This window comes from Bacillus sp. JJ1532 (genome assembly GCF_036965085.1).
Lineage (GTDB): Bacteria > Bacillota > Bacilli > Bacillales > Cytobacillaceae > Cytobacillus.
The window spans coordinates 1-11929 of sequence record NZ_JBALOW010000064.1 but is presented as its reverse complement, the minus strand read 5'-3'; the positions used below and the strand labels follow the sequence as shown (position 1 = coordinate 11929).

The window sequence follows — 11929 nt, the reverse complement described above, 5'->3', positions numbered from 1 at the left end:
ATGATTATTTATTATATTTAGGGCCACTAAGTATAATGTCCATTGTACATAAGATTGGATGAGATTTCTATTTAAAAGGTCTGCCTTAGTTTTATCCACCGGAAGGGAATTATTCTTTGTTTTATTACAGGTTCACAGTCTATAACACTTTTTGAGATTCACATTATACTATGAAAAAAACACAGCAACTAAAAGCTGTGTCAGTCTGTTTCTTCATTGCTTTCCATCTCCGATAATTTATCCAACATTGAAATTGCATCCACAAGATGATTATTAAAAATCTGCCTTGCCACCTGAAGCAATTCGATAATCATTGGATCTCTTAATGAATAAATCACCCGATTTCCATCCTTTGTACCAGTTACAATATTTTTTGATCGTAACACTGTTAGCTGCTGGGATACAGCAGAACCTTCACTTCCAACGATTGATTGAATTTCATTTACACTTTTGTCTCCATCTGAGAGAATCTCAAGAATTCGTATTCTAAGCGGATGGGCTAAAGCTTTAAAGAAATCTGCTTTGAATTTTTGCATTTCAAGGTTCATTTGAATAACCCCTCTTTATTTAGTGCAGTTTTATGAAGTAAATGCCTTTTTACCCGTTTGCGCCTTGGAGGATAGCGCAGTGCATTCCTTAAAGGAAAAGTGTTTGCAGCCTAGGCATTTCTCTCTATTTAATTCTTGTAACGCATAATCAATCGCTTCGCCTGTATGTTCGAAGAAATGATCTTCTCTAATTGCATCGAATAAGCCAGTCTTTTGCATCATTTTCATCGGCTGTGGCCTTAATCCGGAGATTAAGACAGTGCCATGCTTGGAAAAGTCCTTAATAATGTTAGCTAAAGAAGCCTCTCCCGTAGTATCCATAAATGGAACCTTTGACATTCTTAGAAGCAACACCTTTGGTTTATAATTGATGGTGCTCATTATGGTCTGTGAAAAGGTTTGCGCCGCGCCAAAGAATAAAGGACCTTCAATATGTAAATACTTATTTGCGGACAATCATTAGTATCTGTGACCATATGGGTTCGTACCTTTTCGTGCTTGTTCTTATGATCTGGCAATGCTTTAGCAGTGACCATTATGTCACTCATTCGTTTCGTAAATAGAATGACGGCTAATAATAACCCGACCTCAACTGCTACCGTTAAATTTATAAATACGGTTAATAGAAAGGTGACAGACAGGACGAGGGAATCTTCTGTTTTTGTCTTAAGTACATGATAGAATACATGTCTTTCACTCATATTCCAGGCAACAACCATTAATATCGGCGCCATACTGGCCAACGGAATGCTTGAAGCATACCGAGCAAAGAGTACTAGTATTAATAATACCATGAACCCATGGATGATCCCAGAGAAAGGGGATACTGCTCCATTTTTTATATTGGTAGCTGTACGGGCAATTGCGCCTGTTGCCGGTATCCCTCCGAATAATGGAGTAATGATATTGGCCACACCCTGACCGACAAGCTCACGATTACTGTGATGTTTGCTGTTCGTCATCCCATCCGCTACAACGGCTGAGAGCAAGGATTCAATCGCACCAAGGATGGCAATGACAAAAGCAGGTCTAATAAGCTGAACGATTTTGTCCAAAGTAATGTCCGGAAGGGAAAACTGTGGTAAAGTACTTGGAATATCCCCATACGTAGATCCGATTGTAGCAACTTCTCCAGGATAAAAGATGGAGGCAACAATCGTTGATAAAAGCAACCCAATTAAAGGGCCTGGGACTCTCGGAAATAGTTTAGGTGTGAGAATAATAATTATTAAGCAAATGCCAGCGGTTAACACACTAAAGATATTAATCGTTTGAAGATGACTAAAAATCTCTACAATATTTTCGTGAAATAACTCATGCTGCTTAACGCCCTGTAGTCCAAGAAAATTGGCGATTTGCCCTGTGAAAATAATGACAGCAATTCCCGATGTAAATCCGATCGTAACAGGTCTTGGAATGAATTTAATTAATGCCCCTAACCGAAATACACCCATTAAACAGAGGATAATTCCCGCCAAAAATCCTGCAATAAGAAGGTTTTCATAGCCATAGGTAATAACAACTCCGAATAAGATCGGGATAAAAGCCCCGGTTGGACCGCCAATTTGGTATTTTGATCCACCAATTACGGAAATTAAGATTCCCGCAATAATAGTTGTATAGATTCCATACTCAGGCTTGACTCCTGATGCAATAGCAAATGCCATGCCTAGAGGGATGGCAATAACACCTACAACTAATCCAGACAAAAGATCCTTTTGGAAGCCTTGTAGAGAATACCCTTTATATCTGCCAGTGAAAAACCATTTTTCTTGCTTCATATTACCCCTTCTTTATTTTTAGTATCTTAATATATTAGTATGTTTGATTATTTGAATATACTATAATATGAATATATACCTAATCCTTTATCCTGTCAAAGTAAGTTTTATTAAATAGTTACTGTTGGAAAGAAAATCAAAAAATTTCAGCTTTATATGAGAATGAGTGTTAAAATAGTAAATATTTGATAATTCAGTATTTTCTATATCCTATTCACAATGGTAATTAGCTTATAAGCAATAATTCCGGAGTTACACCTTGTCATACTTTACATAGTTTGAGCGTTTAATGAAGTATAGGAAAAAGCAGGGGGAGAGTGCAGGATGGAAAATTACGAGTTTTTTAGAGCGCCGCAAACCATTATCTATGGTCAAAAATCTTTCGAAAAAGTAGGGCAAGAAGCTTCATCAAGAGGGAAAAGGGCATTAATTGTCAGCGATAAAATCATGGATCGGTTAGGTTACGTTCATCAATGCCAAGAATATTTACAGGATCGTGGTGTTGAAAGCTCCATTTATCTTGGTGTTGACTCGGAGCCAACTGATCAATATGTAGCAGAGTCACTTGAGATTTTTAAGAAAGAAAATTGTGATCTCGTTATTTCAGTAGGAGGCGGCAGCTGTATAGATACCGCAAAAGCAATAGCCGTACTTGCTGTTAATAGTGGTTATATCGGCGATTATATGGGAGGGAAGAAAATAGCGAGTCAGCCTCCTATCCCACATATCGCCATTCCTACGACAGCCGGAACCGGTTCCGAGGCAACTGATGCGACAGTTATTACAAATTCATCTAACCAAGTCAAAATGATGATTAAGCAGCCTGCCTTTATGCCATTAATAGCGATTGTCGATCCACTTTTGACATTATCATCCCCGAAGCATGTTACAGCAGCAACAGGCATTGATGCACTAAGCCATGCAGTTGAGGCTTATCTTTCAAAGAAGGCACATCCAATGACAGATACAATTGCGTTGTCCGCAATGAAATTAATCGTTGAAAATATCCAAATAGCTTATTCGGACGGGAACAACATTAAGGCACGTGGAGCAATGTCTCTTGGGTCCCTTCAGGCAGGAATGGCTTTCAGCAATTCATCTGTCTGTCTCGTTCATGGAATGTCTAGACCAATTGGGGCGTTATTCCATGTTCCGCATGGGTATTCAAATGCGATGCTTCTCCCTGCTGTATTGGAATTTAGCAAGGATTCCTGTATTGATCGATTAGCAGATTTAGGGAGAATTTTTGCAAAGGGAAGAAAGGTATTTTCTAATGCAGAGGCTGCAGATCTTGCCGTAGAATCTGTTAAAAAGCTTTGTCAAACCTTACATATTCCCAATTTAAAAGGGTGGGGAATAGATGAAAAAGAATTTCAATTAGCTATAAGCAAAATGGCCAAAGACGCCATGGAAAGCGGAAGCCCGGCAAATAACCCAAAGGTCCCGACAATACAGGAGTTGGAAGAACTCTACATGGATTGCTTTCATTATAATTTTTTCCTAAAAAAGGAAGCCCACAACGACTAGAATACTAGAAAATTTTATTAATGGTGAAAGAGTCGAAGCTAACCTGGAACAAAAACAATCTCGTAACAGAAAAAGGTTCCCATATCGTCTAATGTAGGTGTAGAAGCAAACTGTACGAGAAGGAAGATGATGACGGCCCTGGTAGGCGAAACGGGGGCTAATATGATACGCTAGTAAGAAATAAGGTTTTGTACTAGAAAGGAGTCTTTATCATGGACACATTTATGAAGAAAGCCATTCAATTAGCTTTGGATAATGTTAAACAGGGCGGCCAGCCGTTTGGTGCTGTATTGGTAAGAGACAATGAAGTTATTTCTGATGGAGTAAATGAACTTCATATTCATTTTGATATAAGTGGACATGCAGAATTATTGGCGATTAGAAGGGCGCAAGCAAAGCTTCAAAAATTGGACTTGAGTGATTGCACCATATATGCGAGCGGTGAACCATGTTCGATGTGCTTAACCGCAATTTATTTTGCCGGTATTAAGACTGTTTATTATGCAGCCTCAGTAGATGACGCAGAAAAGGCTGGCCTTGGAAAATCAAAAATGATCTATCTTGATCTTGCTAAAGAACGAAATGAACGAGAAATCAACATCATTCATATGCCTAATGATGAATCCATTGCAGATCCAATGAAGCAATGGGAGGAAATCCAAAAGTAGTAGACGAAAAATAAATAAAATAGGAAGGAGCGGTTACTTAACGTAAAAGTCCGCTCCTTTTATCAATTCTATGAAGAAGAAACAGTAAGATTTCTAGACGAGCAGGGATTAATGTTATCGTTATAGAGGGATTCCGGCAAAAACCCTAACATAGAAATGTCCAATGTAAGGGTTTTGTAGAAGGTTTGGCAAAAACCCAAACATTGAAGCGTGCAATGTTAGGGTTTTGAACAGAACTGCTCCAATACCCTAACATAGGTATAAAAAAAGGAACTAATCGCAAAATTAGTTCCTCCGAAATTATCGATTATTCACTCACAGGTTCCGATGCAGAATTTCTTTTACCAGTCGGAATGACTAAGTTTATTATGACAGTAGCAAGTGCGCCAACTGTAATTCCAGAAGATAAAATATATGTTGCCCATTCAGGTGCACTGTATAACACATCTTTTGGCAAAACAGTTACTGCGATCGTTAAAAGAATTGGGATCCCAATGACCATCATATTACGGTCATCTATGATGATTGGTTGAATGACCTTCATGCCATTTGTCACAATCGCGACACAAACGATACCAAAGATACCGTTAATTACAGGCTCAGGGATACAAGTGATAGCAGTAGAAAGCTTTGGAACTAGGCCTAAACAGACAAGGATAAGTCCACTAGCCATAATCGCTAATCTGCTGGCAACTCCAGTAATTGCAAGAAGTCCTGCATTAGATGAATAACCAGTCATTGGCGTGCTTCCAAATAGGGCACCAACAAAACATCCAAGACCTTCACCAACAGAAGCTCGGTTTAAACGCTTCTCATCAAGCTCTTTTCCTGTCACGGTAGAAACAACAAACCACGTTCCAGTCGTTTCGATTAAAATAATAAAATAAACTAAAACCATTGTAATAATAGCACTTACATTAAAAATCGGCTTACCAAAAGGAAGAAATGATGGCAATGAGAACCAAGCGGCTTCCTTAACAGGGGAGAAATCAACGCTTCCGAATAAGCTTGCTGTAAGCGTTCCTGCAACTATGGCAATTAAAACAGAAATCAATCGGAAAAAAGTTCCAATTCCATTCATTTTACGGCCAAGAAGCATACAAATGATCAGTACGCCTGCAGAAACTGCAGCAATGATAATGTTGTCACCTACATTGCCTGGTGCAATATAGATATTATTCATTCCTACTGGCATTAAGGCAATCCCAACAATGATAATAACGGTTCCCCCGACAAGAGGAGGAATGATTCTTTTGACTACCTTTGCAAACCATTTCAATGGATATCCTAGAAGTGCAATGATCAGTGCCCCTGGAATAAGACTTCCCGCAATAGCTCCTAATCCAAGCTTTCCCCCAATAGCTGCAATGGCTCCAATTGGTACATAGGAAGGACCCTGTACGACTGGCAGCTTAATTCCTGCACCTGTCTGAATTAAAGTAGCAAGCCCTGTTGCTAGAAAGCACATTTGAATAAAGAAAGACGTATTTTCAGTTCCTAAAGATAAAAGGCCAGCAATGATGATTGGTGCAATATACAAATCCATAGCTAACACGTGCTGTGCTCCAAGTAGGAGTGCCTTTCCATAACTAATTTTATCATCTACTCCAATGATAATCCCATTATTTGGTTTCCCTTCCAAAACGGTATTCCTCCTTGATATTCGCGTTTTTAACCTTTTCAACTGGATTATATTAAAAAAAAAAGCGTTTGTATATAAAAAACGAACATTTTTTTGAAGAATATTAAATTTGTTCGTGTTTTTAGTTGACCAATGATAATAATCTTATTACAATGAAAATAGAAAATACGTAAATAAAGGGGACTAACATGATACAAGATCAAGTGTTGCTAGAAGATTGGATTGTTGCCTGTCGTTCTGTTGATGTGAAGAATACGCCTATTCAAGTAATTGTGATGGGAGAGCGGCTCGTTATTTTTAGAAATAGTGAAGGAGTCCATGCATTTAAAGATTTATGTATTCATAGAGGAGCAGCCTTATCATTAGGGGAAGTTAAGAATGATTGTCTTGTATGTCCTTACCATGCCTGGGAGTTTCATCATGATGGGGATTGTGTTAAGATTCCTCAGCTTCCGGAAGGCAGATCGATCCCTAAGAAGGCAAAGGCAACGACTTATGGTTGTACCGAAAAATATGGATTTATTTGGGTGAACTTAGCTAATAACAATCCTGATTTCTTCTATTATAAAGAAATGGAAACAACAGCTTACCACAATGTCATTTGGGGACCGCAGGAAGTAAATGCCAAGCCACCGCGTATCGTTGAAAACTTCTTGGATGTTGGCCATTTGGCAGTCGTCCATCAAGGGTTCCTTGGAGACGAATCTCATCGTGAAATTATCGATTATTCCGTAAATAAAGAGGGAAATCGAATATACTCAGACGAAATTGCCATTTATCAGCCTGATCCAGATGGTTCTGGAAATCCGAAATATGTCTATTACACATATGAAATTATTCGTCCTTTAACCGTTCTATTCACTAAGAAGGATCGTGAAAATGGGACACATATGACGATTTTATTAACCATCCGTCCGGAAACAGAAGATAAATCTGTAGCTTATGGAATTCTTTCATTCGACTACGAAACGGGATTATCAGATGAAGAAATTATTAAGTTCCAGGATGAAATTTTTGCTCAGGACAAGCCAGTAGTTGAGAATCAAAAGCCAGAAGAACTGCCGCTTGATTTACAAGTTGAGCTATCACTAGTAAGTGATAGAATGAGTATTGCGTATCGACAATATTTGAAGGAACTAGGAGTAATCCACGGAACCAATTGAGATATTATGATTGCCACGGCTAATGAGGCTTGTATAAGGTGCCTGGCTCCACACTAAAACTAACATCTAGAGTCTACCTCATTAATTAGACACTAGATGTTGTTGTATCGTGGCGCCTGGCACCTTTGCCTTATATTATTAAGCCATAAATGGATCCAACAATTGTTCCGCCTATTAACAAGAAAACCCCGAATGCTCCTAGTTTATTCTTTTCTTTCCAAAGTGAAATACAAAAGCCAAGTGAATAGAGGAGGATAAGCACTAAGGTTATCCATAAGAAAATAAAAATGTTCAATTTAATCCCTCACTTTATGAAGACTTGGCAATTTACTTTGTCTCCCATATTCAATAATTTTTACTTTAACCGTAACTTTTACATCCATATTTGGATAGGCTTCCATCCAGTTAAATTTATGATAATCTTTAAGATTCGAAAATTCCTTTCTCGCGTTTAATGACCATCCAAACGGTTCTCCTTTGAATTCCTCCTGTGTCTTTCTGACAAATTTATTTATTCTCCCTTCAAATTGATCTTCAATATGTTTTTTTAATTTCTCTAGGTTCTCTTTGTTGGAATTGTAATTTACCATACTATGATCTGATAATACATCGATCATAAGCGGCAAAGTTACGTGGATCGTGCCATTCCTGTCAAATAAATTCATTTGAATATCGGCTTGCTTTTGCTGGGAGATTCTTAACCCCATGCTATAATTTTTATTAAATGGGTCTGGAACCGAAGCAAGCATATCTGTCGCATGATCAACATTATTTAATAGGTAGGATATACGTGTTTCCTCTCCTGTCAGCTTTCCAATCATTTTCCCTTCTTTAAATACAGCTGATCCTAAAAACTCAGTTTTGTTCGTTTTTCCTCGAGGCTTGAATTGCCCGGCAAAAATATTATCCTCATTCCTCATTTCATTAATTTCATCTTTATCGGGTTCTGTTGTCGCGTAAATACCTAAAAAGAGATCGGCATCAGCCTCAGTTATTCTTAAATACGTATGCAGTTGAGAAAAAGGAATGAGACCAGTTTCATTTCCGCGATTAATAATATTTTCAAAATATTTATGTACCCTAGTTTCAAGCCTTGGCTTATTATTTTCCATAAATTTATGGGCATCTTCTTTTGTGAAAACTAAGAAATTATCTCTTCGAATGTCTTTTAGTTTTATGGCATCGTACATCCATCTAATAAAATCTTTATCCCTTGCAAGCTTCTCAGAAACAATAATAATTCTGATCATATCAAAGGAAATTTCCCTTGCCACAATGGTATTTGCAAAGCTTTCAGGTGTAATGATATCCTTTGTTTTAAAGGAAAAAATTTCTGTTGGAGGTTCTGACGGGGAACCACCCATCTGAACCGAGCCTACCTCGGGATTTATAATCAAAAAGGAAATTTCTATCCCTTGATCTTCAGCCTTATCAAATCCAATCGCAAGAACATAATCTCTTCGATCAATTTCCTTCTGATCCCAACATCCGCTTAGAAGTACGATGATAATCAAAGGACAGAGAAGTTTAATTTGAGACGTTTTCATTGTTTTTTACTCCTTTTATCCTTCCAAATATCCAAATCACAAAGGGGAAGATGAGAAAAATCGGTGTCGTTATATAGATCAATTTCTCTCGTAAATGGATAAGAGTAAAAGAGGGGCTTTCCGGAATCAGCCCAAGCACTACTGCTAATGTTGCCATGACTGGAATAAGATAGTTGAATTTTTTGATTCTAAAAATATAACTAAATAATAGAGCGTTTAAATATAAATAAACCGTAAATCGGAGAAAGGCAGCGACAAGCCAAAATGGAAAAAAGAAGGTTTCAACATTTATTAAAAACCCAATTTCAAAATAACGAATAGCTTCATGAAAAGGATAATTCATCATCTTCACACCAATATAATCAAACAGCATGACATAGCCCATAATGGCAACAGACAATTCAATTGTTACGAATGAAAGGCCTATCCAAATCCCTTTTTTATAACTTTTTTTCTCAGAGATTAACGGGAATAGGAGAGCCAAATAAAATAAATCTACATAAATGGATGAATGCGTTACGCTTTGTTTTATTACTTCCCACTTACCTGGTCCGAAGATTGGAAATATAAAGCTTGATTCACCTTGTACAAAAAGGAGCAATAAGACTACTAGAAGGGCGATTTTTATATAAATAAGAAGAGCCCATGTAACCGATCCGATATGCTTTATTCCTTTTTTCGCTCCGTAGGCACATAAGGCCATGGACAAGGCATAGATGACAATAAAAGGTGTTTTTGTAAAATACATCGTTGAAATGAGATTTCCATAAGTGGCAGAGTCGATGGTCAGGGCACTGAAAAAAATCGCAAATAAAATAAATAGAATGATAAATCCGAGATATTTTCCAAATAAATTAAGAATGATTTCAGCCAAGTTTTTATTTCCATATAAGTCAAGTGTTTTATGAAGCAGGAATAATGGAAAAATGGAAACTGCCCCAATAATTATAGGGGCGATCCAAGTTGCAGTTTCTAAATGTTTAAATAAAATCGTAGGTGTGTCATCCCCAAGCTTCGTACCTACGATGATGACTATAATGGCATAAAATTCTCTAATCCCCATTTGTCCCTTTAATTGATCCATTAACATTCTCCTAGTTTTTTTTCATATCCTTAGGCTTTAAATATCCTGGTCTGAACACTTCGTCTTGCAGCAGCCTTCGGAAAAGAGTGTCATTTGATGAGAAATATCTCGGAGTGAACGGTGCTAAATATGGAACACCAAAGGACTTTAATGAGACTAAATAAAACATTCCTATCACAAAACCAGCTGTCATCCCATAAATACCGAATAAAGCCGCAGTCATAATAAAAAAGTAGCGGCTTAAACGGATAGAATAATCCATATTAACATCACCTAGAATAAAAGAACAAAGTCCCGCTAGTGCAACAACAATAACAACAATCGGACTAACGATATTTGCCTGTACGGCAGCCTGTCCTAGTATTAGGGCTCCGACAATTCCAATTGTTGGTCCAATTGGGGCTGGAACCCTTAACCCGGCTTCACGTATAAGATCAAAGGCAATTTCCATCAGAAATACTTCGACAAACGCGGGAAAGGGAACCCTTTCTCTCGTAGCGGCAATTGCTAATAATAAATCGTGCGGTATCATTTCCGCATGAAAGGATGTCATTGCCACATAGATTGCTGACATGAAAAGTGTGATAAAAATTGCCATCATCCGCATTAATCTAGTGAAATTAGCAGGAATAAATCGCATATAATGATCTTCAGCTGTATGATAAAATGACCAAAAGGTAGCCGGAACAACAAGGGCAGCTGGAGAATTATCCATAATTAGAATAATATAGCCGTTATCAATATATGAAACAGCGCGATCCGGCCTTTCTGTATATAATACTGTAGGAAATAATGAAGTTTTTCGATCCTCAATATACTGCTCTAATAGGGCAATATTATGAATTGAATCCACATCAAGCTTAGCTAATTTTTCCCTGATATTAAGAAGTAATGTTTCATTTGTTAAATCCTTGAGATAGACAATGCTAACTTGATTTCTCGCTCTTTTTGAAATAACAGATGTTTCAAAAATGAGGTTTTCATTTTTAATTCTCTTTCTAATTAAAGAAACATTAACATTGAGCTTTTCAGCAAAGCCTTCTTTGGATCCTTTTAAAGTTAATTCATTCTCTGGCTTATCAATTTGCCGGATAGCCATTGCATCAGCAGTCATGCCATAGGCAAATGGAAAGCCCTCAACGATGAGGATGAGGCCTCCATCATTAATTTTGTCAATAGCATCTTGTATCATCTGAATCTTAACGAGCGATTGAAATTCTATTAAATCTTCAATTTCTTTTTCCGAATTTTCATTTGTCAGCAATGGTGAAAGTAAATGTTCTTCAATAATTTTGTAATCGGAAATGGAATTAATCGCAATGGTAGCAGCTTTGATATTCAAACCGCCAATATTAATGGTACGAATAATCACGTCTTTATTTAAGGGAATAGAATAGATATGATTAAAAATGTCGATCATTTTTTCTAAGTTTGGACTTATCGATTGCTTCTTCAGTTCAATATCTTTGGCATTCGACATTTCATTAAACTGGGTATTTATCTTTTTATGTTCAAGCAGTTTTTTAATAAGTCCACCAATCATATTGGTTCCCTCCCTCTATATAAATTTTCCAATTTACATGGAAATTATGTACTATTTAAGCTGTGGAAGATCCAGAAGGCTGGTAATGGACTATTAACCCATTTTTGTCATTCATTTGGGGTTAATACATTCGCATATTTTCGTTAAAATTGTATAGAAATTTAGTATCTGTTGGTTTTTTAGCAGGGGAAGGAGGCACTTGAAGATATGGAGTATGGTATTGGTTTATTATTAAGTATCGCCATTACAGTATTTATGGTTATAGATGCACCAAAGCATGGGAAAAGTCCGGTACTTTGGGGAATCCTAGGATTTGTTTTCGGATTATTAGGTTTAGGTATCTACCTTATAGTGACGGGTAGAAAAGTGTTAGGATGGATTATTGTTGCCTTATTTATTCTGCTTGTTATTGGAGTCATTCTATTA

The 11929-nt window shown here is 37.2% G+C and carries 10 protein-coding genes and 1 pseudogene; 4 read left to right on the top strand and 7 right to left on the bottom strand.

Annotated features, from left to right (window positions below):
- Positions 1-200: 200 nt before the first annotated feature.
- Positions 201-548 carry an ArsR/SmtB family transcription factor gene (locus tag V7122_RS19730; protein ID WP_335347275.1) on the bottom strand — a complete coding sequence of 116 codons (348 nt, stop codon included), beginning with the start codon at positions 546-548 and terminating at the stop codon, positions 201-203.
- Positions 549-578: 30 nt separating this feature from the next.
- Positions 579-2329: pseudogene (locus V7122_RS19725) on the bottom strand (SulP family inorganic anion transporter).
- 324 nt (positions 2330-2653) lie between these two features.
- On the opposite strand from V7122_RS19725, the gene V7122_RS19720 reads away from it, so the two are divergent.
- The gene (locus tag V7122_RS19720; protein WP_335528505.1) at positions 2654-3856 is read left to right on the top strand and encodes an iron-containing alcohol dehydrogenase; all 1203 of its coding nucleotides are present in this window, start codon (positions 2654-2656) and stop codon (positions 3854-3856) included.
- Positions 3857-4068: 212 nt separating this feature from the next.
- A complete protein-coding gene (locus tag V7122_RS19715; RefSeq protein WP_335489452.1) occupies positions 4069-4524 on the top strand; it encodes a nucleoside deaminase in 456 nt (151 codons plus the stop codon).
- A 307-nt stretch (positions 4525-4831) separates the two neighbouring features.
- Here V7122_RS19715 and V7122_RS19710 read toward each other — a convergent pair whose 3' ends face one another.
- Positions 4832-6166 carry a uracil-xanthine permease family protein gene (locus V7122_RS19710; RefSeq protein ID WP_335489456.1) on the bottom strand — a complete coding sequence of 445 codons (1335 nt, stop codon included), beginning with the start codon at positions 6164-6166 and terminating at the stop codon, positions 4832-4834.
- 188 nt (positions 6167-6354) lie between these two features.
- Here V7122_RS19710 and V7122_RS19705 point away from each other — a divergent pair, with 188 nt between their 5' ends.
- Complete coding sequence (locus V7122_RS19705; RefSeq protein ID WP_335528501.1) at positions 6355-7329, top strand: aromatic ring-hydroxylating dioxygenase subunit alpha; 975 nt, start codon at positions 6355-6357, stop codon at positions 7327-7329.
- 130 nt (positions 7330-7459) lie between these two features.
- On the opposite strand, the gene V7122_RS19700 is transcribed toward V7122_RS19705, so the two are convergent.
- The 4 genes from V7122_RS19700 to V7122_RS19685 are packed head-to-tail and all read right to left on the bottom strand — an operon-like array spanning position 7460 to position 11503.
- On the bottom strand, positions 7460-7624 hold the full coding sequence (locus V7122_RS19700) for a hypothetical protein (RefSeq protein WP_335528498.1): 165 nt from the start codon (positions 7622-7624) through the stop codon (positions 7460-7462).
- A gap of 1 nt (position 7625) precedes the next feature.
- Positions 7626-8876 carry a Ger(x)C family spore germination protein gene (locus tag V7122_RS19695; protein ID WP_335528494.1) on the bottom strand — a complete coding sequence of 417 codons (1251 nt, stop codon included), beginning with the start codon at positions 8874-8876 and terminating at the stop codon, positions 7626-7628.
- Positions 8857-9960 carry a GerAB/ArcD/ProY family transporter gene (locus V7122_RS19690; protein WP_335528489.1) on the bottom strand — a complete coding sequence of 368 codons (1104 nt, stop codon included), beginning with the start codon at positions 9958-9960 and terminating at the stop codon, positions 8857-8859. Before V7122_RS19690 ends, V7122_RS19695 begins: the two co-directional genes overlap by 20 nt.
- A 10-nt stretch (positions 9961-9970) precedes the next feature.
- Positions 9971-11503: a spore germination protein gene (locus tag V7122_RS19685; RefSeq protein ID WP_335528485.1), complete on the bottom strand. Its 1533-nt coding sequence runs from the start codon at positions 11501-11503 to the stop codon at positions 9971-9973.
- Positions 11504-11710: 207 nt separating this feature from the next.
- On the opposite strand from V7122_RS19685, the gene V7122_RS19680 reads away from it, so the two are divergent.
- Positions 11711-11929, top strand: a 219-nt coding sequence (locus V7122_RS19680) for a hypothetical protein (RefSeq protein WP_335528483.1), incomplete at its 3' end; no start/stop codon positions are given.

Bases quoted from the DNA above. Each gene is read 5' to 3' on its own strand.
- V7122_RS19715 (WP_335489452.1), top strand. From the start codon at position 4,069: ATGGACACATTTATGAAGAAAGCCATTCAATTAGCTTTGGATAATGTT.
- V7122_RS19690 (WP_335528489.1), bottom strand. From the start codon at position 9,960: ATGGATCAATTAAAGGGACAAATGGGGATTAGAGAATTTTATGCCATT.
- V7122_RS19685 (WP_335528485.1), bottom strand. From the start codon at position 11,503: ATGATTGGTGGACTTATTAAAAAACTGCTTGAACATAAAAAGATAAAT.
- V7122_RS19695 (WP_335528494.1), bottom strand. From the start codon at position 8,876: ATGAAAACGTCTCAAATTAAACTTCTCTGTCCTTTGATTATCATCGTA.
- V7122_RS19730 (WP_335347275.1), bottom strand. From the start codon at position 548: ATGAACCTTGAAATGCAAAAATTCAAAGCAGATTTCTTTAAAGCTTTA.
- V7122_RS19705 (WP_335528501.1), top strand. From the start codon at position 6,355: ATGATACAAGATCAAGTGTTGCTAGAAGATTGGATTGTTGCCTGTCGT.
- V7122_RS19720 (WP_335528505.1), top strand. From the start codon at position 2,654: ATGGAAAATTACGAGTTTTTTAGAGCGCCGCAAACCATTATCTATGGT.